This window comes from Serpentinicella alkaliphila, from assembly GCF_018141405.1.
In the GTDB taxonomy this organism is placed as follows: Bacteria; Bacillota; Clostridia; order Peptostreptococcales; family Natronincolaceae; genus Serpentinicella; species Serpentinicella alkaliphila.
This window is the reverse complement of sequence record NZ_CP058648.1, coordinates 1,681,505-1,704,386: the sequence shown is the minus strand read 5'-3', so window position 1 is coordinate 1,704,386 and position 22,882 is coordinate 1,681,505. Positions and strand designations below refer to the sequence as shown.

25 protein-coding genes and 1 other annotated feature are annotated in these 22,882 nt (G+C 32.0%); of the genes, 3 read left to right on the top strand and 22 right to left on the bottom strand.

What is annotated here, in order from left to right:
* Window positions 1-35 precede the first annotated feature (35 nt).
* The 4 genes from HZR23_RS08600 to pssA form a co-directional block, all read right to left on the bottom strand.
* Window positions 36-800 carry a class I SAM-dependent methyltransferase gene (locus HZR23_RS08600; RefSeq protein ID WP_132849130.1) on the bottom strand — a complete coding sequence of 255 codons (765 nt, stop codon included), beginning with the start codon at window positions 798-800 and terminating at the stop codon, window positions 36-38.
* A gap of 71 nt (window positions 801-871) precedes the next feature.
* A complete protein-coding gene (locus HZR23_RS08595; protein ID WP_132849129.1) occupies window positions 872-1,600 on the bottom strand; it encodes a pseudouridine synthase in 729 nt (242 codons plus the stop codon).
* 24 nt (window positions 1,601-1,624) lie between these two features.
* Complete coding sequence (locus HZR23_RS08590) at window positions 1,625-2,185, bottom strand: DUF6648 family protein (protein WP_243098254.1); 561 nt, start codon at window positions 2,183-2,185, stop codon at window positions 1,625-1,627.
* A 54-nt stretch (window positions 2,186-2,239) separates the two neighbouring features.
* Entirely contained in the window at window positions 2,240-2,755 is a 516-nt protein-coding gene (gene pssA / locus HZR23_RS08585) for a CDP-diacylglycerol--serine O-phosphatidyltransferase (RefSeq protein WP_243098253.1), read from the bottom strand.
* 224 nt (window positions 2,756-2,979) lie between these two features.
* Between pssA and fba the strand changes: the two genes are divergently transcribed.
* Window positions 2,980-3,909: a class II fructose-1,6-bisphosphate aldolase gene (gene fba / locus HZR23_RS08580; protein WP_132849127.1), complete on the top strand. Its 930-nt coding sequence runs from the start codon at window positions 2,980-2,982 to the stop codon at window positions 3,907-3,909.
* 42 nt (window positions 3,910-3,951) lie between these two features.
* On the opposite strand, the gene HZR23_RS08575 is transcribed toward fba, so the two are convergent.
* The 9 genes from HZR23_RS08575 to HZR23_RS08540 all read right to left on the bottom strand — a co-directional run bounded on the left by HZR23_RS08575 (window position 3,952) and on the right by HZR23_RS08540 (window position 9,494).
* The gene (locus HZR23_RS08575) at window positions 3,952-4,389 is read right to left on the bottom strand and encodes a hypothetical protein (RefSeq protein WP_132849126.1); all 438 of its coding nucleotides are present in this window, start codon (window positions 4,387-4,389) and stop codon (window positions 3,952-3,954) included.
* A 48-nt stretch (window positions 4,390-4,437) separates the two neighbouring features.
* Complete coding sequence (locus HZR23_RS17570) at window positions 4,438-4,560, bottom strand: hypothetical protein (protein WP_279229899.1); 123 nt, start codon at window positions 4,558-4,560, stop codon at window positions 4,438-4,440.
* A 19-nt stretch (window positions 4,561-4,579) separates the two neighbouring features.
* Entirely contained in the window at window positions 4,580-5,269 is a 690-nt protein-coding gene (locus HZR23_RS08570; protein ID WP_132849125.1) for a metallophosphoesterase, read from the bottom strand.
* A 25-nt stretch (window positions 5,270-5,294) separates the two neighbouring features.
* Complete coding sequence (locus HZR23_RS08565; RefSeq protein ID WP_132849124.1) at window positions 5,295-6,098, bottom strand: GTP pyrophosphokinase; 804 nt, start codon at window positions 6,096-6,098, stop codon at window positions 5,295-5,297.
* A gap of 136 nt (window positions 6,099-6,234) precedes the next feature.
* Window positions 6,235-6,654: a hypothetical protein gene (locus tag HZR23_RS08560; protein WP_132849123.1), complete on the bottom strand. Its 420-nt coding sequence runs from the start codon at window positions 6,652-6,654 to the stop codon at window positions 6,235-6,237.
* Between the two features lie 81 nt (window positions 6,655-6,735).
* Entirely contained in the window at window positions 6,736-7,671 is a 936-nt protein-coding gene (locus HZR23_RS08555; protein ID WP_132849122.1) for a TIGR01212 family radical SAM protein, read from the bottom strand.
* A 19-nt stretch (window positions 7,672-7,690) separates the two neighbouring features.
* Complete coding sequence (locus HZR23_RS08550) at window positions 7,691-8,074, bottom strand: universal stress protein (RefSeq protein ID WP_132849121.1); 384 nt, start codon at window positions 8,072-8,074, stop codon at window positions 7,691-7,693.
* A gap of 139 nt (window positions 8,075-8,213) precedes the next feature.
* The gene (locus HZR23_RS08545) at window positions 8,214-9,203 is read right to left on the bottom strand and encodes a LysM peptidoglycan-binding domain-containing protein (protein WP_132849120.1); all 990 of its coding nucleotides are present in this window, start codon (window positions 9,201-9,203) and stop codon (window positions 8,214-8,216) included.
* A 111-nt stretch (window positions 9,204-9,314) separates the two neighbouring features.
* Window positions 9,315-9,494 (bottom strand): DUF378 domain-containing protein, encoded by a 180-nt coding sequence (locus tag HZR23_RS08540; RefSeq protein WP_132849119.1) that lies wholly within the window; start codon window positions 9,492-9,494, stop codon window positions 9,315-9,317.
* A gap of 141 nt (window positions 9,495-9,635) precedes the next feature.
* On the opposite strand from HZR23_RS08540, the gene HZR23_RS08535 reads away from it, so the two are divergent.
* The gene (locus HZR23_RS08535) at window positions 9,636-10,118 is read left to right on the top strand and encodes an HD domain-containing protein (protein WP_132849118.1); all 483 of its coding nucleotides are present in this window, start codon (window positions 9,636-9,638) and stop codon (window positions 10,116-10,118) included.
* Between the two features lie 46 nt (window positions 10,119-10,164).
* Here the strand turns inward: HZR23_RS08535 and HZR23_RS08530 are convergent, their stop codons facing one another.
* The 4 genes from HZR23_RS08530 to HZR23_RS08515 form a co-directional block, all read right to left on the bottom strand.
* The gene (locus tag HZR23_RS08530; RefSeq protein WP_132849117.1) at window positions 10,165-11,772 is read right to left on the bottom strand and encodes a peptide chain release factor 3; all 1,608 of its coding nucleotides are present in this window, start codon (window positions 11,770-11,772) and stop codon (window positions 10,165-10,167) included.
* Window positions 11,773-11,851: 79 nt separating this feature from the next.
* Window positions 11,852-13,621, bottom strand: coding sequence for a glycoside hydrolase family 3 protein (locus tag HZR23_RS08525; protein ID WP_132849116.1), 1,770 nt, complete (start codon window positions 13,619-13,621; stop codon window positions 11,852-11,854).
* 54 nt (window positions 13,622-13,675) lie between these two features.
* Window positions 13,676-14,212 carry an ECF transporter S component gene (locus HZR23_RS08520; protein ID WP_132849115.1) on the bottom strand — a complete coding sequence of 179 codons (537 nt, stop codon included), beginning with the start codon at window positions 14,210-14,212 and terminating at the stop codon, window positions 13,676-13,678.
* A gap of 186 nt (window positions 14,213-14,398) precedes the next feature.
* A complete protein-coding gene (locus HZR23_RS08515) occupies window positions 14,399-15,700 on the bottom strand; it encodes a Na+/H+ antiporter family protein (RefSeq protein WP_132849114.1) in 1,302 nt (433 codons plus the stop codon).
* A 191-nt stretch (window positions 15,701-15,891) separates the two neighbouring features.
* Window positions 15,892-16,132, top strand: a binding site (T-box leader).
* A 93-nt stretch (window positions 16,133-16,225) separates the two neighbouring features.
* Between HZR23_RS08515 and trpB the strand changes: the two genes are divergently transcribed.
* A complete protein-coding gene (gene trpB / locus HZR23_RS08510; protein ID WP_132849113.1) occupies window positions 16,226-17,407 on the top strand; it encodes a tryptophan synthase subunit beta in 1,182 nt (393 codons plus the stop codon).
* A 38-nt stretch (window positions 17,408-17,445) separates the two neighbouring features.
* On the opposite strand, the gene msrA is transcribed toward trpB, so the two are convergent.
* From msrA to HZR23_RS08485, 5 genes are all read right to left on the bottom strand, one after another.
* Window positions 17,446-17,925: a peptide-methionine (S)-S-oxide reductase MsrA gene (gene msrA / locus HZR23_RS08505; RefSeq protein ID WP_132849112.1), complete on the bottom strand. Its 480-nt coding sequence runs from the start codon at window positions 17,923-17,925 to the stop codon at window positions 17,446-17,448.
* Window positions 17,926-17,990: 65 nt separating this feature from the next.
* Window positions 17,991-18,206: an asparagine synthase gene (locus tag HZR23_RS08500; RefSeq protein WP_132849111.1), complete on the bottom strand. Its 216-nt coding sequence runs from the start codon at window positions 18,204-18,206 to the stop codon at window positions 17,991-17,993.
* 142 nt (window positions 18,207-18,348) lie between these two features.
* Window positions 18,349-20,181, bottom strand: a complete 1,833-nt coding sequence (locus HZR23_RS08495) for an ABC transporter ATP-binding protein (protein WP_132849110.1) — start codon at window positions 20,179-20,181, stop codon at window positions 18,349-18,351.
* Window position 20,182: 1 nt separating this feature from the next.
* A complete protein-coding gene (locus HZR23_RS08490; protein WP_132849109.1) occupies window positions 20,183-21,904 on the bottom strand; it encodes an ABC transporter ATP-binding protein in 1,722 nt (573 codons plus the stop codon).
* Between the two features lie 124 nt (window positions 21,905-22,028).
* Window positions 22,029-22,871: a CPBP family intramembrane glutamic endopeptidase gene (locus tag HZR23_RS08485; RefSeq protein ID WP_132849108.1), complete on the bottom strand. Its 843-nt coding sequence runs from the start codon at window positions 22,869-22,871 to the stop codon at window positions 22,029-22,031.
* Window positions 22,872-22,882: the final 11 nt, after the last annotated feature.

The window sequence follows — 22,882 nt, the reverse complement described above, 5'->3', positions numbered from 1 at the left end:
ACCCTAAATTTCTATTATTCGCCAACATTTAGAAACTATTTTTTAGCTTTTATAATATATGCTGGTGCTGAAAACTCTTCAGTTCCTTCAAATTTCTTTACAAGTTCTTCTGTCAACTGAACGAAGCCCTTCGTTACATTATCATTATCTAAATCATTTGAACCTTTTATCAAAGTTTGTTTCTTTTTATCTAAAAACTTAGTAGCCAGTTCAGCATCTATTTTCTCCTTAAATTGCTGACATTCTATATTCCTAAATCCAACTATTTTTAAGGATTCCTCTAAATCATTTGGATATATTTCATTAAAATGAGGCATAGCTTTCAACACACTTATACTTTTTATAATCCTAGATCTTTTAGACCAATAACAAAACTCTGTATTGTCAATAGACCATAAGGGCATCTCCTCAGTTATAAGTAGTTGTCCGTCTTTTTTTAATACTCTATACAATTCCTTAAGTGCTTTAAGTACTCTTAAAGGGAACTGATTAACTGAAGACATTGTATAATTACATATAACAACATCAATGGATTCATCCTCAATAAAGTCGAGATTACTTAAATCACCTTTCATTAATTGTAACTGATTGTAGCTTTGTCTCAACTCATCTTCAATTTCATTAAAATGACTATCATCAATATCTACAGATATTAACTTAGTATTCCAATTGTTTTCTAGAATTTTATTAACTATAATCCTAGTTGTATTTCCCCAGCTAGTGCCCCCTTCCAGCACTACTTTATTGTTTAAATCAATCCCCTCCCAAAAAAATCTTTCTGCAGTTACTATTTTATACATAAGATCCCTCCTTTAATGGATTGCTTTTAGATATATATTAATAAATAATTAATACCCCTGATTTACAATTTTTAAATTTTAATTTGAAATAACTCTTCTAATTCTTCATCCGTTAATTCCCTATATTCACCAAGCTGTAAATCCTCATCTAGTTGTAACGGGCCCATAGATAATCTTTTTAAATATTCAACCTTCTTATCTACAGCTTCAAACATTCTTTTTACTTGATGAAATTTTCCTTCGTAAATAGTTAGTTCTATTTCTGATATTTCATCTGATTTTAATATAACTAATTCCGCTGGTAATGTAGTATACTCCTCTTCTATTTTAACTCCTATTTCGAATTTCTTTATATCCTCATCCGTAACTTTTCCTATTACTTTAGCATAGTAGGTTTTTGGTACATGTTTTTTAGGCGAAAGTAACTGGTGGGCAAGTTTCCCATCGTTAGTTAGTAGTAGTAGTCCCTCCGTATCTTTATCTAGTCTCCCCACTGGAAATGGCTCAAATATTCTATGCTCTTCATCTAACAAATCAATAACTGTTTGATGTATTGAATCTTCTGTTGCAGAGATTACTCCATCAGGTTTATTCATCATTAAATATACAAACTCTTTATATTCAATTATTTCGTCTCCAATTTTAATTTCACTTTCATATGGATCAACATGCTTTGAGCTATCTTTTACAACCTTGTTGTCAACAATAACCAAACCTTGTTTACATATTTTCCTTATATCTTTTCTACTTCCATATCCTAAGTTCGCCAATATCTTATCTAATCTTAAGGTTTTTCCCATAATACCCTCCAAAGTGTATAATCCTTAATACTTTTCATTTATATAATTGTCAATTAGTGACCTTCTTACTCCTTCTTTAAATACCATTTCTTCTCTCAATCTATTTACAAGCCATTGGTTCCTAGAGTGTAAAATAATTTTTGGATAGTCTTTAAAAGTCACCTCAAAAAGTTGTTTCTTTAGGTTTTCAGAAGAAACTTTGATGTAGTATGCCTCTACATTAGAAAAATCCAACAATTCAATTGCCTTTAAAGTACTATCATCTTTCTTTCTATAATTATAATTAACCTTATCCATTAAGTCTTTGGTTAGATCCGTATGCTTATCATTTTTTCTCATCTGCTTAGCTTGCAGAAAACAATACTTTGCCATCATATTATAGTATTGGTAGTTAAATATTGCCTTATCAAAGTTATCAATATTTTTAAATGGTTTTATGTCCATTCTCTGTATAAAACTATAATTTTGCTCGATAAACTCCTTCTTAGAAATATCTCCCTTTTTAAATTGTTCTATTAAAGCCTCCCTATGATTAGAAAACTTTTCAAAGAGGTTTTCGCCATGTATGTATCTCAATTTCAACACCCTTTACTGTAAGCAAAAGACCCCATATAGGAGCCTTTATGTAGTCATATTCTATTAACGCTTCTTTAATTTTATTCTTTTACTTATCATACAATATGATAGTAAGATAACAATTGAACTAACAACGTATGCATTTGAACTATAATTTATAGAATATAGAGTCATAAGAGCAACAATACCACCACACATAGTAATCGGTATTCCCATATATACTCCATCAAATTCCATAATATTGTATCGTGCTAAACGGTATGCCCCACAAACTGCAAATAAAAGTATAGCTCCTAGTCCAAAGAAACCTAATTCACCTAATTGAAAACTCCATATTAAAACCGATGGCGCAACACCAAAGGATATTAAATCACACAGGGAATCTAGCTCTTTCCCAAACTCACTTTCAACATCAAATTTTCTCGCTAAACTTCCATCAAAACGGTCCATAAAAGCAGCTAGTAATATTAATAAAGAAGCTGCAACATAGTCCTCCTGTAAAATATTAATAATTGATAAAACTCCAAGTATTAAATTAAAGAAAGTAAACATATTTGGTATATGAGCTTTTACTCGCACAATAATCACCTCAATTCCTTAATATATTTTATCATACTTACGGTTAAAATATTAATGTATTTTGCAAAAACCATCATTACTTTTTATATAAATATAATTGGACATATTAATTATATTTTACTGTATAATGCCAAAAATTCATAGTATTAACTATTAAAAAGTGATATAATTTTCAATGAAAAATCATACCATATTTTTATAAATATAACATTAGGAGGTTTTTTATGCCATTAGTTACTAGTAAAGAATTATTTACAAAGGCATATGCGAATAAATATGCCGTAGGTGCATTTAACGTTAATAATATGGAAATCATCCAAGGTATCGTATCAGCGGCAAAAACGGAGAATGCTCCGTTAATCCTACAAGTTTCAGCAGGCGCTAGAAAATATGCTAGCCCGATTTACTTAAGAAAACTAGTTGAAGCCGCTGTTGAAGATTCAAACTTACCTATAGTTCTTCATTTAGATCATGGTGAAAGTTTTGACATATGTAAACAGTGTATTGATGATGGATTCACTTCAGTGATGATTGACGCTTCCCACCACTCCTTTGAAGAAAATATTTCAATTACTAAAAAAGTAGTTGAATATGCTCATAGTAAAGGGGTAGTAGTAGAGGCTGAGCTGGGTAGGCTAGCAGGAGTTGAAGATGATGTTCAGGTTAGTGAAAAAGACGCTATTTATACAAACCCTGAGCAGGCAGCTGAATTTGTTCAAAAAACAGGTGTAGATTCTTTAGCTATTGCTATTGGTACAAGTCATGGAGCATATAAATTTAAAGGGGAGCCTAATTTAGACTTCGAAAGACTTCAGGAAATTGCAAAGCTTTTACCCAATTTCCCATTAGTACTTCATGGAGCATCAACAGTTTTACCTGAATTTTTAGAGTTATGTAATCAATATGGTGGAGATATACCTGGGGCACAAGGTGTACCTGAAGAAATGATTCGAAAAGCAACTCAATTTGGAGTTTGTAAAGTAAACATCGATACAGATCTTCGTCTTGCTATGACAGCAGCTGTAAGAAAAGAGCTTTTTGCAGACCCTAAAAACTTTGACCCTCGTAAATATCTAGCACCTGCAAGAACAGCAATTGAAGAAATGGTAAGACACAAAATTGTAAACGTACTGGGATCAGACAATAGAATATAATTAGCAAAGTGGGGTTAAGTTGCCCCACTTTATTTATCTAATTTAATTTTCCAAACTTCTATAGTATTTTTCCTTGTAAACCATACAACCAGGATGCTCAGGGTAGTCCCTTAGAAGTTTTTGGATTGTTTCATGCCAAGTTATGTTCATTTCATGAATACTTTCATCAGTTAATAATTCCCTCGTAATTTTAGTCTCCATGTATTCAAATGCCTCTTTCAATTGAGTAAGTTCATCAATAAGTTTTTCCTTATTAATTACTGATTTCTGAACATTATTAATAGTATTATGTAAATAATCATTCAGGTCTCTATAAAACCAGCTTAAATAATAACTGAATACTTCTACTCTATTTTGTGCTTTCATATCTAAATAAGTTCCCATAAAGCTAAATGCTGCCTCAGCAACAGAAAATGACGCTGATAGATCACCCAAATGTTTAATTAGGTCATAATAATCTTCTAGATTAATTGAAACCAATGCCTTGTCTATATGTCTAGAAGCATCATTCTGTCCAAAATATTCAGCCTAACTAACATGTAATTCATATGTATTAATTAGTGTCTTCTCATATCTTTTTATGATTCTATACTGAGGTATGCTGGTTAATAGTAAAATACCTATAATAGCTACAACAATTCCCTTTTTCATAAATAACCTCTTAAGTCTTCTACTTTACACGTAATAAATCAAAGTTAAGATAATCACAAGAAGCAAGACAATACTCTACACCATTATATAGACCCTTAAGTCCACAGGAATAGGACCCCTCTCCATGTAGATGCCCATATATCACTTTCTCTACACTGAATTCTTCTATTATTTGTGTGAATAGAGATGGCTCAAATCTTTCATTAGTTGGTGGATAATGTAGCATAATAATGAAATTTTCATACCCGGCCCTACTAGCACTTTCAATGGATTGTCTCAGTCTATTTGCCTCTCTAAGATATATTTTTTCATCCTGCTCAGTAATCTTCCTATCGTTTGGAGCACTCCAGCCCTTAGTTCCACAAATAGCATATTCACCATAAGGAAAAAAATTGTTTTGAACAAAGTGCATATTTTCGAATAGCTTATTTAATTTAGTAATGGAACCCCACCAGTAGTCATGATTTCCCTTAATGAGGATTTTCTGTCCCGGCCGTTTATCAATCCACTGTAAATCTAATATAGCTTCATTAAGTGTCATAGCCCAAGATATATCCCCTGGTATTAATACGGAATCCCTCTCAGTTACTACCATATCCCAATTTTCTTCAATTTTTTTATAATGATTAAGCCAATGCTGACCAAATACGTCCATTGGCTTATTGTTACTAAAACTTAAATGTAAGTCTCCTATCGCATAGAGTGCCATTTTATCACCTTTATAAAAAATATTACTAATCCTTTAAGTTATAATTCTCTATAATATTGCTTATCTCTTGATCTAATAATTTTAAATCAACTACTTCACTGTTATCCCAAACCCTATTTAATCGTTCTTGAAATTGCTCTACCTCTGTAATTCTTCCAGAAGAACGGAGCAAATATATATTTCTCAATATGTTTGATATAGTTTTAGATCTAACCTCAAACATTTTCTGAGCTAATCTTATTTCATGTCGTATAACTGACATTTCCTGATCCAGCTTGAATGCAGCATCCGCTGCTTTTTTAATCCGCTCTTCAATATGTTCAGGAATATTTTGTTTATACTTATATTTTAAAGAGTGTTCAATAGTAGCCCAAAAATTCATAGCCAAAGTTCTTATTTGAATTTCAGCTAAAATTGTTTTCGGTCCTAAGGCAGTCTGGATTGGATATTTTATTATTATATGATAGCTTCTGTACCCACTATCTTTATAATTATTTATATAGTCCTTCTCATAGACAATCTCTAAATCTCTGCCATCTCTATCCCTTATATAGTCAACAACAGTATAGATATCTTCAACAAATTGACACATTATCCTTATTCCTGCTATATCTTCTATACCCGTACTTATATCTTCCATATCTACGCCAAGTTTTTTAGCTTTTTCAATGATGCTAGATACCCTTTTTACTCTACCAGTTACAAATTCAATTGGTGAATATTCACCTATAGAACGTAGCTCAGTTCTTATACTTTTAAATTTTACTTTAAGTTCTTCTACCGCATTTTCGTAAGGTATTAAAAACCTTCTCCATTCAGTAGCGTGCATATAATCACCCCATATCTTACTAGGTTATGTTATTACTCAAGAGTTATTATAACATTAATTTCTTTAATTAAATCAATTTTTAGTAAAAATAATAAAATTACCCACAACTATGCCCCTGTGTAAACAGGGGCTTAGTTTATATTGCTTGAATAACGTATTTTTTTAGATAATCAGGTAAATCTTTTTCTTCACCAGTAACAGTAATTGTAAAGTTAACGTTATATTTTATTTCGATTTCAGTCAATGCTTTAATAAAATCCTTAAGTTCAGATATATCCTTGTTGGTAAGCTTATATATTCCATCTATGTATATGTTTTCAACATCGTAATTTGATGCGATTACTCCACATATAAAGCCGTATAATCCCGCCTCATCCACAATCTTATACTCAGTAACACTCATAAAGCGTATTCTATAATCTATTTGATACATGTTATTATTATCATAATCTAGAAAAACAATATTGCCTTTGGTTTTCTTTAATGCTTCATTTGCTAACTCTATCAAGGCCTTTGTTTTCCCACCGCCTTCTCTTCCAACAATGAGTTTTATCATAATAAAGATTGCCCCCTTTAATTTTTAGTACTAATACTACATTATATGAAATATTCTATATTTTCAGTATTTTTCCTGCTTTCATTTATTATTTTTAAATAAATAGTTTTTGCCTTGATAGCTTCCTCTTTGGTGCATTATTTCATGGATTTCATCCCTAATTTTCCACCAACTCATATTCCAATTTACAAATAAACTATTCTCCTCTGGAGCTCTACCAATTAGCCTTTGTACCACTATTTCTGGATGTATATTTTCCAAAAATACAATAACACGCTCCATATATTCCTCAACTGGTATCATTGTAAATTCATGATTTTGATGCATATCACCCATAACAGTACCATTAATGATGTACAAAGCGTGGAGTTTAACTTGATCTATATCTAAAACAGATAATATCCTCGCATTTTCAAGAACATCGTCCATATTATCCCAAGGTAAATTTAAAATAAGGTGAACACATATATTGAAGCCATATTTTTTTATTCTTAATACCGCATCTATAAATTCAGATAATCCATGACCCCTATTTACTTTCTTTAGTGTATGATAATTGACGGTTTGCAAACCCAATTCCATAGAAATTGAAACCCCTTTATTAATTTCTACTTCCTTTAAGAACTGTAAATACTCTTCTTCAATAAAATCAGGTCTAGTTGATATTGCAATTTCTACTACATCATCTATTATTGACTCTAGTACATATTTTTTGAATTCATCTATAGGTAAATAAGTGTTTGTATAGTTTTGAAAATAGGCTATAAATTTTTTAGCCTTATACTTTTTAGAAATATATTCTTTATTCTTTATAAGTTGATCTCTAACTGAAATTGTATTACATAGACTTTCGAAACCCGCTCCCACATCTGCACAAAAAGTACACCCACCAATTCCAATAGTTCCATCTCTATTTGGACATGTTAGAGGTAGATTAACTGGGAGTTTGTACACCTTATCTCCATATTTATCAACAAGGTACTTTGAGTAAGTTTTATATAATTCTTTATCTTCCAAAAAATTCCAGCTCACTTTTCTAGTTTGTTGGTATAACCTTTATTTCAACTTTATTGCATAACTTCTTTGATACATCTACTATAATATTGTTTCCTTTAACATTTTCTCTAGACTCTCCAAAAACAATAATATTTACATCATTTTTCTTGCAAAAATCTATTATTGACTTGCTTGTTTCCGATGACCTGATTACGGTCATATCAGCACCAACATTTTTAGATATATCAAATAAATAGTCTAAGGCTTCTCCTTCTTCTGAATTTCCTAGAATATTTAATCCCTTAGGTGCAACATGAACTACATATAGTTTACTATTTTCGCTACTCAACTCCAGTCCGGCTTTAATTAATCTTTCACAAGTCCTTTGTTGAGTAACACAAACCATAATATTATTTTCTCCCATTTAAACTCCCCCTTTATTTTATTTTGGGCAGAAGAGAATTTTATCCTACTCTTATATTATACTACATTTCTTAATTAATTTAATAAAGAGGTTGAAATATTAAAAAATCCTGTAGAGTTTCCTCTACAGGATTTTTATATTATCTACAAACTGCTAGACTACCTCTTAAAACTACTATACCTTCTGGTGCCTTTGGATGTGCTGTTTTTTCCGCAGTAACAATTATTTCGTCATAGTTTCTCCAATCACCTGTAGTTTTACCGTAACCAGCTAATATACCTGGTACACAATCTTTTAATTCAACACAGAAATATATACCTGTATTTCTATCAACTACCCAAGCGAAGTAGCCACAATAATCTTTTCCTAACTCTGATAATTTAGGTAGACCAAAGGTTGTAATCCATAGTGTAGGATCAACTAGATTTATAAATGCTGTACCTCCAAGGGCTTGAATACCTGGCTCAACAGTTAGAGTTACTCTGCAAATTCCTGGTGGAAGTGGAGCATCAGGTACAGGTACACAAATTCTTTGACCTACTTGAATTATATTTGGATCTGCTATTTGTGGGTTTGCATCAATTAATCTTTGTAAGCTAACTCCGAATCGTCTTGCAATTATAAACATTGTGTCACCTGGTTGAACAATATATATTGTTCCACTGGGGCATACTACAGGTGGTAGTGGTGGTACTGGTGGAGTTGGCACTACTGGAGGTATACATATTCTTTGTCCTACTTGGATAACATTAGGATCTGCAATCTGTGGGTTAGCTTCAATAAGTCTTTGTAATGTTACACCCACTCTTCTGGCAATTAAAAATAATGTATCTCCTGGCTGTACAATGTAAACAGTACCTCCTGGACAGAAATCTACCGGCGGCACTGGTGGGGTCACACCTGCTGTAGGAATACATATTCTTTGTCCTACAACTAGTACATTAGGATTGGGAATCTGTGGGTTTGCGTCAACTAATGCTTGTAGACTTATACCGTACCTATTTGCAATTCTAAACATCGTATCTCCAGGTTGAACTGTATATATAAACCCTCCTGGACAAACAACGGGCTCTGGTGTTAATTGATTTATCATTGGATTCATATAATAGGGCATTCCATAATAATACATTGTTATCCTCCTTTCATTGTATCTTACTCAATGCCATTATATGCTTAGGTTACAAATATGTTATTTTTATATTTAAGTAAAAAAAAGAAGCGACCCTTGTCGCTTCAGAAATCACTTAATTATTAATAGTAGCAGTGTATATATAGCTGATATACCAACTAATGTATATATTACTCTAGTTATTTTACCTCTACCAAAAATTTTTTCTATAATATTGAATTTGAACAATCCCATTAGTCCCCAGTTAATTGCACCAACAATCATTAGAATTAATGCAATCCATGTAAACAAAACAACTCCCCCTTTATCTATAAAAAATAATTATATGTTTACTTTATATATATTATTAAATATATTTCCTTATACCACTTTTGTCTCTATTGCATTTTTAATTACTTAGAATATGTACTATAATAATTAAGGGTGATTTACATGATTTATAGAATACGACAGTTTATAAATGGTATTAATGCCAAAATATATAATGAAGATAAAATTTTTATAGAAAAATACTTAAATAATAAAGAACAGGAACTGTTTTACAAGCTTCGATTAAGTGAACAACGCCATAGTCTTAATGTTGCATATGGCTGCAATAAGGAAATGTCAGCTAATTCTACATTAATTAAAGCTGCACTCCTTCATGACATAGGTAAAATTAGTAGCAATCTTTCAATAATAAACAAATCCTTAGTTGTTATATCAATTGCACTTAAGATTAAAGACTCATATCTACCTATATTTTTAAGACAAGCTCTTAACTATAAGTTAAACCATGGACATTTAGGATATGAGCTTTTAAAAAATTTAGTTTCCGATGAAAAGATGCTTATGTTAATTAAACACCATCACTACCCAGATGATTATATGATACCTGAAATGCAAGTATTAATTAAATATGACGATTTAAACTAATTAAGTATGTTAAAAACCCTCAGTCGTATTAACTGAGGGTTCTGTTCTAATTATCATCATTTCTTGAGGATATATCTTTTAATACGGCGTTTTTGTTTCTCTCTTCTACTTTTTGTATAGACCATTCGTTTTGGAATAATAAAACAGGTTTATCATCCTGATCCTCAACTATTAATGTATCCATAGTTATACTAAATGTATCCGGATCAAACTTCTCTGTTTCAACCCATCTAATATATTTGTAAGGAAGCTGCTGCATTTGAATATCTACACCATACTCATTTTTTAAACGGTATTCTAATACTTCAAATTGAAGGACCCCAACTACACCGATAATTAATTCTTCAACTCCTACATGAGGTCTTTTAAATACTTGTATAGCTCCCTCTTCAGATAACTGGTCTACACCTTTTAAAAATTGCTTTCTTTTCATTGAGTCTTTAGCAAATACTTTTGCGAAATGTTCTGGTGCAAAAACAGGAATACCTTCGTACTTTATTTTAGATGCATCCTGACATAAAGTATCTCCTATATTAAATATACCAGGGTCATGTACACCAATTATATCACCAGGGTATGCTTCCTCTACTACTGCTCTATCCTGAGCTAAAAATTGTTGTGGTTGTGATAGCTTTATAACTTTTTTTGCACGAACGTGATTAACTGCCATACCTTTTTCAAATTTTCCAGAACATATTCTAATAAAGGCTATTCTATCCCTATGGGCAGGATTCATATTTGCTTGTATCTTAAATACAAAACCAGTAAAGTTTTGGGTTTCCGGATCGATTAACCCTAGATTACTTTGTCTAGCTAAAGGCGGTGTTGTTATTTCTAAGAAAGATTCCAGAAAAGGTTGTACCCCAAAATTCGTCATGGCACTTCCAAAGAATACAGGGGTAAGCTCACCTTTTAAAATTTTATTTAAATCGAAGTCATCTCCTGCTATATCTAATAGCTCAATCTCATCCATTAGCTGTTTATGCAGATGCTCACCTAGTAAATCTTTAAAAACCGGATCTGAAACCTCACCTGAAACAGAAGAAACAACTGACTGCCCATGGTTTCCACCTTCAAATAGCTCGATTTGGTTATCTATTCTATTATATACCCCTTTAAAATTACCATCAGTTCCTATAGGCCAATTCATTGGATAAGAACGGATTCCAAGCACTTGTTCAATCTCTTCCATTAACTCAAAAGGGTCCTTACCAGCTCTATCTAGCTTATTAACAAAAGTAAATATAGGTATATTTCTCATTTTACATACATGGAATAACTTTTTAGTTTGGGCCTCTACCCCTTTAGCACAGTCAATAACCATTACGGCACTATCTGCAGCGACTAAAGTCCTATAGGTATCTTCACTGAAATCCTGATGGCCAGGAGTATCTAATATATTTATACAGTAATTATTATAATTAAATTGTAGAACACTCGATGTAACCGAAATACCTCTTTGTTTCTCTATTTCCATCCAATCAGATACCGCATGTTTTTGTGTTTTTCTAGACTTAACTGAACCTGCTAATCTAATAGCACCTCCATAAAGAAGTAATTTTTCAGTTAATGTAGTTTTACCAGCATCTGGATGGGATATAATAGCGAATGTTCTCCTTCTTTTAACCTCATCTATAAATCTATCTAACGTCATACTACTAATCCTCTTTCTTTAATTTAAATTTTCATAACAAATTGATTTTATCTTTTTTTATATCTAATGTCAATTAACATTAGTACTCCAATCCATGACCAAACTCGAATAGCAATCCAGTTGCATCTTTATTCGGTATATCAACTGGAAGTTTACCCTTTGGACTTATCTTTCCTAATATTACTTTTAAACTAGAATTAATATTACTATCAAAATCTCCGTAGGTGGCAATATATGCTTTGGTATGTTGTAAGTACATAATATCATAGGGATTCCCAGTTGAAAACACAACTAGTGGAATGTCCTGCTTATTAGTATAACTAATAAGCTGGTTAATATAATCTATTCTTCGATCTCTATTTCTTAAATTGTTTGTGCCCATAATTATATAATCGGCCTTACTTATCTTGCTCTTTTGTGCTAAGTTTAGTTCTGTACCAGAAGAATAAATTATTGAATCTATAATTACTTTACCATTACCTATTAGCTTATTTATAGCTTTTAATGAATTATCCCTACTTCTAAGATTAGGCGTAATTAAAAGAATATTATCCCCATCCTTAATATTAAAAGGCAAAACATTATTTTCATTTATTAGGAGAGTAACTGAATTATCTGAGATTACCTCTTCTATTCTTTTATGGTCTACACCCCCAACTATGATCTTTCCCTTTTCTATCTTGAATTTATTAGCGTCGCTACTTATATTATTTTGCTTTAAGATGCCATATTTACTCTTTAGCTCAATAATCCTTATGACTGATTCATTTATACGTTCCTCTGAAATATTTCCTAGTTTTACTTCTCTCAGAACTCTATTATATGCCCTTTCTTTATTTATTGGCATTAATATAATATCTACACCAGCATTTATGGCCATAACTACCGATTCTTCTTCATAAAAGTGATCAGCTATTGCTTTCATATTAAACGCGTCAGAAATTACAACACCCCTATAGCCCATTTCTTCTCGTAGTAACTCAGTTATAACCTTATGTGATAAGGTTGCAGGAATAGTAATAGCTTGTCCATCTTTTTTAGATTTAATAGTTGTACTGTCAATTGTAGGAAATGTAATATGGGCAGTCATAATCATTTCTATGCTATTATCTATAGCATTTTGGAAGGGTTTTAGTTCTATGTCATTTAATCTGTCTAACTTATGTCCTATAGTCGGTAAGCCTAAGTGAGAGTCAACATTAGTGTCACCATGTCCAGGAAAATGCTTCCCCACAGCAATTACCCCACTTCTTTTTAAACCTTTCATATATCCAACACCCAATTCCCCAACTAAACTAGCATTAGAACTAAAGGACCTTATCCCTATTATCGGGTTTGTTGGATTATTATTAACATCAAGTACAGGGGCAAAATTTACATTGATGCCTAGTAAACTTAATTCATCCCCTATTAGTTTTCCTGTGTCAAATGCAAAATTTTCTGATGTTGTGGCCCCTATGGCCATATTACCTGCCGTAGTTGTTCCTATTGTTAGTCGGTTTACATTTCCACCTTCTTGATCTATACCAATAAATAAAGGGATCTTAGAATTTTTTTGTATATTACTAGTTAAGTTAACTATTTGCTCAATGCTATGTATGTCATTTTGAAATAGTATAATGCCACCTGTTGGCTGTTTATGTTTATAGCCAGCAGCATCAACGATAAACATCTGACCAACTTTTTCTTCTAAAGTCATATTTTTTACTATTTCATTGGCTATTATGCTGTGTGTCCTATCCGTAACTCTACTGTTACCGTTCAATATTTCATTTGCTGTAATTGAACTCGTTAATGTAAGTATTATTAAAGTTAGTATACTTAAAGAATATATCTTTCTACTTTCCATTTAGCCGTCCCCCTAAAAGAAAAAGATATAGTCTAGACTATATCTTAATTATCTTTATAAGCTTTTATTTAGTATAGATCCTTTGAAATAATCTGTTTTTTTTAAAGCAATACCGATTGGTATAAATAGTGCGGCCCCACCGAATCCTTGAACTAAGTCAGCCGGGAACCCCTCAACTAAAACTGCAACAAAGCTTCCAGTCATAATAGCACCCACAAATAAATAGCCTGTTGCCATAGTTATAGCACCTATAACTAATGCTAGAATATTTCTTAAATTAATTACGTTATCATTATCTTGATCTGCAATTGCTCCAACTAAATAACCCATTAGCCCCTTTACAACTAAAGTTGGTAATATCCATTGTGGATACCCCCATAGTAAATCTGCAAAAGCTGAGCCTATACCCCCAGCAAGAGCCCCTTTTCTTTTACCAAACATAATTGCAGCTAAGAAAATCATACTATCCCCTACATGTATATATCCATTAGTTACTGGAATCGGCACTTTGATCAGCATTGTTGCAACTGTTACTAAGGCCATTAATAACCCTGTTATAATTAAATTATATAATAATTTTCTAGTGTTCATCTTTTCCCTCCTATCTCTCTACTTAATAAATAGTAATAAACAACTAATAATAATATATTATTTTAACACGAATAATCTTCTTAATCAAAGGAATTATATTCTGAATAATTAGATAAAACTATAAAAAATATAAACAACCAGTTACTAATTTACGTAACTGGTTGAAATTTAGCTATTTATTTAAGATTATAAAATAAGAGCTCCTAATATACCAAATATAACTAATGGGATATTGTAGTGAATAAATGTAGGTACACAAGTGTCCCAAATGTGATCGTGCTGCCCATCTGCATTTAATCCTGCTGTAGGCCCTAGAGTACTATCTGATACTGGTGACCCAGCATCACCAAGAGCTGCAGCAGTTCCTATAAGAAGAATTGTTGCTGGTATACTGAATCCGATAGCTGTTGCTAGAGGAACATATATAACTGCAATTATTGGAATTGTTCCAAAGGAAGTACCTATTCCCATTGTTATTACTAAGCCTAATAAAATCATTACTGTTGCACCAATTAACTTAGTTGTCATAACACTAGATACTGCTTGAACTAATAAATCAACTCCACCAGTTGCACGTATAACTGATCCATAACCTGAAGCAACTAACATTACAAAGGCAATGAAACCCATCATTCCGATACCGCTGTTAACAAATTTATCTAAGTCTTTGAACTTAATTGCACCAGATAAAAGCATAATTAAAAGTCCAACCAATGCCCCTAAGGGTAAAGAACCTACTTTAATTTGTATTGCTAAGGCAGCAATGGCACCTACTAATGAAGCATACACTCCAATCATATTAACTGGTGTATCAGTTGTAGCTGCTATTTCTTGTACTACTAAGTCCACATTGTACTCTCTAGGCTTTCTGTAAGTATAGAAAACTGCTATAAGTAGTCCCAATACCATAGCTAACCCTGGAATCCACATAACTTTATATACCATATCAGTAGTTATTTCCATGCCGTTAGCTGTCATCTGATCTCTAATTATGTTGTGAAATATAAGTCCATATCCTACAGGTAATGCTACATATGGTGCTTTTAAACCAAATGTTAAAGCTGAAGCTACTGCCCTTCTATCAATATTAAGTTTATTGAATAGTGCTAATAGTGGTGGTACTAATATCGGTATAAAAGCAATATGTACCGGTATAAGATTTTGTGAAAGTGAGCTTACAGCTGCAATCAGAAGAACTAAAATAAAGCTTTTCTTTTTCATTAATGTACCGACTTTTCTTGTTAATAGCTCAGTTGCGCCTGTTGTTGTAACCGCTACAGCAAAAGCCCCAATTAAAATATAGCTTAATGCCGTTTCGGCATTTCCACCCATTCCACCTATTAAAGTTTTCATTATTTCAGAAACAGGCATACCTGCTAAGATTCCACCAGCTAAAGCTGCAATAATTAATGAAATAATAACGTTTAATTTTAAAAGACATAATACAGTCATAATAAGAACTGATAAAACTACTGGATTAGTAAACATTTTTTTGCCTCCTCATTCTTTAATGCTTCTTTACTTTAATACACTAAATTGATGTCTTGTTTATATTTTCTAATATTTTATCTAGTTTGTCTATAGTTTGAAAAATACACGAAATATTAAAATTATTCTGAAATTTAAGTTTAATCTCTTGACAGTTACAACTTTTACCTATACAATTATAAAAAAATACGATTAAAGTGATGATTAAGAGAAGTAAGTATGTGGTTTATTTAAAGAGAGCTAGGGGTGGTGGAATCCTAGTATTAACGATCGTACTGAATGGACTTATGAGTTGGAGCTGAAATAATTAGTAGGCAACACGGGTTCTCCCGTTATAGAGATAGAATATCGGATATTTATCCCGTATTTGAAAAAAGAGGGTATCATTACCAATTAAGGTGGCACCGCGGTCTATATATAACCGTCCTTTATATGTGTATTTATTTACACATGTTTAGGGCGTTTTTTTATTTTATAAACAATTATTTATACACAATAATTTAAATATAAGAGGAGGAAGTAAAAATGAAAAATAATAATGGATACTTCGGAGAGTTTGGCGGATGTTTTGTTCCAGAGGAGCTAAAAAAAATATTAAAGGAAGTAGAGGAGAACTTCTTTAGATTTATTGATGATCCAAAATTTTTAGAGGAGTTAGCATATTATCAAAAACAATATATTGGTCGAGAAAATCCTTTATACTTTGCAGAGAGATTAACTGAAAATGCAGGTGGTGCTAAAATATATTTAAAACGTGAAGACTTAAACCATACTGGGGCTCACAAAATTAATAACACAGTTGGCCAAGTGCTTCTTGCTAAGCGAATGGGTAAAAAAAGAATAATTGCTGAAACTGGAGCTGGTCAGCATGGGGTAGCCACAGCAACTGTATGTGCCCTATTTGGAATTGACTGTACGATATATATGGGTGAAATTGATACTAAAAGACAAGAACTTAATGTTTTTAGAATGGAACTACTAGGTGCTAAAGTTGTACCAGTTACAACTGGAACAAAAACCTTAAAGGATGCAGTAGACGCTGCATTAATAGATTTTGTGCAAAACGCTGATTCAACCTTCTATTTACTAGGTTCAGCAGTTGGCCCTCATCCATATCCGATAATGGTTAGAGAGTTCCAAAGCATTATCGGAATTGAAGCTAGAAAACAGATCCTAGAGGCAGAAAATAGATTACCAGACTATGTTATTGCATGTGTAGGTGGTGGTAGTAATGCCATTGGTCTCTTCCATCCTTTTGTAGAAGATAAAGAAGTAAAAATAGTAGGTGTTGAACCTGCTGGTAAAGGACTGGATACAGAAGAGCATGCCGCCTCTATATCTAAAGGCTCTGTTGGAGTGATTCATGGGTTTAAGTGCTATACCCTTCAAGATGAAAATGGTGATCCTCTGCCAGTTCATTCAATTGCAGCGGGTTTGGATTATCCTGGAGTAGGCCCTGAACATAGCCACTATCATGCTTCTGGCAGAGCAGAATATGTTTCTATTACAGACCAAGAAGCTCTTGATGCCTTCTTTTCCCTATCAAAAACAGAAGGTATTATTCCAGCTATAGAAAGTTCCCATGCTGTAGCCTATGCAATTAAGCTAGCTAAAGATCTTCCAAAGGATAAAATAATTATAGTCAATTTATCCGGTCGTGGAGATAAGGATGTTAAGCAAGTAAAAGAGATGATGCAAAGCAAATAATTAATGGCAGGGGATTTCTCCTGCCACTACCTTCTTTACTACATTGTACTTAAATCTATATGACAATAACCATTTGGGTTTTTTTCAAGATACTTTTGATGGTACTCTTCAGCTGGATAAAAACTTTTTAATGGTTCTATCTCAGTAACAATTTTTTTATCATATTTCTTCTGTTGCTCTTCTTTAGTCTTTATAATAGTTTTTAGATCTTCTTCGTTTATGTAAAATATTCCAGTTCTATATTGAGATCCTATATCTGGCCCTTGTCTATTAAATACAGTCGGATCAATAATATTCCAAAATTTATTTAAAAGTGCCTCTAAACTTATTATATTTTCATCATATTTTATATAACAAACTTCTGCATGTCCTGTAGTCGAAGTTTTTACATCTTCATATGTAGGATCTACTAAGTCTCCGTTAGAATATCCAACTAAAGTTTCGACTACCCCTTTAATTCTACCCATATATGCCTCAACACCCCAAAAACAACCTCCTGCTAATACTATTTCTTTCAATACAAGCTCCCCTTTCTGTTTTATTTAATTAAAGAAAGGGTGTTACCACCCTATCTTTATAACTGTTACCATCTATTGTCCTGAATTATATCTATGGTTCCTAGTACGACATGTGCTAACCCAAATCCTATAATACCTGCTGCAACTAATGGCATTAACTTGTCACGATCCATTCTGTCACCCATATCCATATTGTCGTCAGCCATCGTTAAAGTTTTTAATGCTATACCTGTTGCTGTAACACCGGTACCTAATAGAGCTGGAATCACGCCTTCTCGCACAAAATCCCTCCTATTCAAAACTAGTTACGTACAGTTACAAATATATTTTGTCCACTGTTAATTTATATATTCTAATACGTTATAGGAATATATTATCAATATAAGTATATATTTTCCACTATTATTTTATAATTTTTAATATTTACGAAACTCTATTACTAATTTGGCTATAGTACAGGCTATAATAAAGACCCTTTTGTTGGAGTAATTGTTGATGAGTTCCTTTTTCAGCAATTTTACCGTCATTTATAATTAAAATTTGATCCGCATCTTTTATAGTACTTAGTCTATGTGCAATAATAAGACTTGTTTTATCTCTCATTAAGGTATTCATTGCCTGCTGAATTTTTATCTCTGTTCTAGTATCAACACTACTTGTTGCTTCATCCAATATTAATATAGAAGCCTTAGCTAATATTGCTCTTGCAATAGAAAGTAATTGTCTCTCACCTTGACTTAAACTATTACCCCCTTCAGTTACTAAAGTATCATATCCTTCTGTCAGCTTTAATATAAACAAATGCGCATTTGCAAGCTTTGCAGCCTTCCTAACTTCTTCATCCGTAGCATCTAATTTTCCATAACGAATATTCTCCATAATAGTTCCTGCAAATAAATAGTTATCTTGCAGAACCATACTTATATTATTTCGTAGATTTTTTCGAGTAATTTTATTTATATTACAACCATCGATTAATATTTCACCAGAATGCAAATCATAGAATCTCATAAGCAAATTTACTATTGTTGTTTTACCTGCACCAGTTTCTCCTACTAAGGCTATTTTTTGACCTGGCTTTACTATAAAATTAATATTTTCTAGCACTATCTCTTCATCCTTATATGCAAAGTTTACATTTTTAAATATAATTTCACCATTAACCTTATCTAACTCTACTAGACCTTCCTTTAAATCTTTTTCAGAAGTTTCATCAATAATCTCAAATACTCTTTCTGCCCCAGCAATTGCCGATTGAACCATATTATATTGATTAGCGATTTCAGTTATCGGCCTAGTAAATATTCTTGAGTAACTTAGAAACATTGCAATTGTACCTATTGTGATAACTCCTCTAGCACCCATTACACCTCCAACTATAGCCACAATAGCAAAACTTAAATTATTGGATATATTCACAAGTGGAAGTATAATTCCTGAATATATTTGTGCCCTTACACTTGATTTCCTTAGTCTTATATTAATCTCATTAAACTTTTCAATAGACTTTTCTTCTTGTGCAAAGGCTTTTATTACTTTTAGACCAGTTATATTTTCTTCTATATGACCATTTAAATTGCCTAGCTCCGTTTGCTGTTCACTAAAATAATTACGAGTACGATTTGAAATTATTTTCGTAATTATTATACCTATTGGTATAGTAATAAGACTTAATAAAGCTAGTATTGGATTTATTATAAAAATAATTACCGCCACACCTAATATAGTTATTATACTAGTGAACAATTGTATCGTGCTTTGTGTTAGAGAGTGATTGATATTTTCAACATCATTTGTTAATCGACTCATAAGCTCCCCATGGGTTTTTAGCTCAAAAAAGCTAAGGGGTAAGCTTTGTAGCTTTTCAAATATGTCCCGTCTAATATTCCTTATTGTTTTTTGTGAGATATCAATCATTATATACATTTGAAGCCATGTTAAAAATGTACTTAGTAGGTATGTAGCAGTCATAAGAAATATTAAATTTCTTAACCTAGTGAAGTTAATCGATGCCTGGCCTAGTTTAATACTATCTATGGCTAAGCCAATTAAATAGGGTCCGGCTAGCCCTAGTAATGTACTTAGTACGACTAAAATAAACACTAAAAATAGTTTCGTATTCTTTCTTCCTAAATATGTCCATAGGCGTCTTAGAGTATCTTTTGAGTTTTCCGTTTTTGTTTCCGGGTTAATTAGTCCATTTATATTAGAAGCCATTCGACGTATACTATTCTCCTTTGGACCTTCCTTCCTCATCTCAATTAACAGCCTCCCCTATTTGTGAGTTGTATATTTCTTTATAGATTGCTGAATGCTCAACTAGTTCTTTATGACTACCAATACTCACTATGCTTCCCTGTTCTAAAACAACGATTTTATCCGCTTCTATTATGGAACTTATTCTTTGAGCAATTATAATTTTAGTTACATCTGAAAGTTGCTCTTTAAGTGCATTTAGAATTTTCACTTCCGTAATCATATCAACTGCGCTGGTACTATCATCTAAAACTAGAATTTTCGGTTTTTTAAGTAATGCTCTAGCAATGGAAATCCTTTGTTTTTGCCCTCCAGATAAATTCACTCCTCGTTGGCCTAAAACTGTGTTATATCCTTCAGTGAACTTTTCAATAAAATCATGGGCTTGAGCCATCTTTGTCGAATATATAACTTCATCCATACTAGCATTTTCTCTACCCCAAAGAATATTCTCCACTATAGTTCCTGAAAACAAAATTGGTTCCTGCAATACCATACTTATATTTTCCCGCAGTTGTTTTAATGGAATGTTTTTCACATTATTACCATCTATCAGAATCTCACCACTGGTTACATCATAGAACCGAGCTATTAGATTAACTAATGTAGTCTTTCCAGTCCCAGTTGATCCAATTATTCCTAGGGTTTCTCCAGATTTAATATTTAGATTAATATTAGTCAAAACCTCTTTATTTTCATATTTAAAGTACACATTTTTGAAGCATATGTTGCCATGAATTATAAGTTTTTCATTAGTATATAATTTATTATCGTTGATACTTGGTTCGGTTTCTAATACCTCTATCACCCTGTCAACAGAAGCCTTTGCCCTAGATGCAAACATAAGCATAAAAGCCACCATCATTAAAGAAAATAGTATTTGTGTCATATAATTTATAAATGCCAGTACTTCTCCAACCTGCATATTTCCTAAATTTACTTGTACCCCTCCGAACCATACCACTGCCACTATACTTAAATTCATAAGTAGTATCATAAGTGGTAAAATTATTGCAGCTAATCTTGTTGCTTGTATCATGCTATCCATCAATTCTTCATTTGATTTATTGAATCTTTTCTTTTCAAATTCCATACGCATAAAAGCCTTTACCACTTTAACTCCAGCTAAGTTTTCTTGAATTACGCTATTTACTTTATCTAGTCCTCGTTGGACCTTTTTAAACATTGGAAAAGCCTTTCTCATAACAATTACTGAAACTAATCCAATAACAGGTACTATGAGGACCATAATTAATGCTAACCTTGCATTTATTCTAAAAGCAATAGCCAATCCACCTATTATAAATATTGGTGCCCTAAGTACTATTCTGAGGGATGACTGAATTACATTTTGCAATAACACTACATCATTAGTCAATCTCGTAATCAGTGATGATGATTTAAAGCTATCAATATTGGTAAATGAAAATGCCTGTATATTTTTAAATAAATCCATCCTTAAATCAGCACCATAATTTTGTGAAACAAAACTGGCGCAAATAGTGCTTCCCACCCCACCTAAAGCTCCGATTATTACAACTCCAATCATAATTGCTCCAGTACGCATAATGAATACAATGTCTCCAGTTTTAATTCCATAGTCAACTATAGATGCCATGAGTAGAGGCTGTATTAATTCAGCTGAAACTTCAAATAACATAAGCAGCGGAGCTAATATTACTAATTTTATATATGGTTTTAAGTAAAAAATCAACTTTTTCATTCATATAGCCTCCCTTATTGTTGCACTACATGAATTATATTGTCCTTTAATAACTTTTTTAAAACAAAAAAATAAACCCCTGGGTCAAAATAATATGACCCTAGGGTTTAAATTATATCTTTACTTAAAGTATTAGCTCATCCTTAATGCTATTTGATTTATTTTTAAATAAATATAGTAATATTACAGCTACTATAATGAAACTAAGTACAACTATATAATTAAAGTATTGTCCAAAAATTGTATCACTTCCATAGTTGCTTACCATTACGCTCGTTATATTGTAGGTTATATGCAAAATAATTGGGGCCAAAATAGTTTTAGTTTTTACAAATACTACACCTAAAAATAGTCCTAATAACGTAGCGTATATCATTTGTATAGCTCTCATATGAAATATGCCGAATAAAACCGCCTGTACTATTACTACGGTTCTAGTGGGCATATTTGCTTTTAGCTCATTAAAAATCAATCCCCTAAATATTATTTCTTCTATTATTGGTCCTACTACACCTACACTGATTATAAGTAGTGCTATATTAGCAGAGTATATACTATTAGAAAATTCCTGAAAGGAATCCATATAATTAGTTAAAATACCTAAATATCTTATTAGGCCTACAATATATCCATTTATAAATAAAAAAGTAAACCCACCTAAGGCAGATATGCATATATCTTTCAAGCTTATTCTTTCAAAGGTACAACATTCAATAAAGTTTTTCTTTCTGTTATTGCACAATCGATAATACAATAATATTGAAAAAAATGCTGAAAATATTATGGCTAATAAAGTATTTGTGGACAGCATCCGATCTAAGTTTTCTGTGAATATCTCTTGTTCTAATCCACCATACTTTATACCAAACATAAAACTAACGACAGTAAGATAAATTAGTTGAAAGGATAGATAAATACCCATAAATAAAAAGCTTGTTCCTATAGCCCTAAGTTTTTTCATCATCATGTTATCCTCTC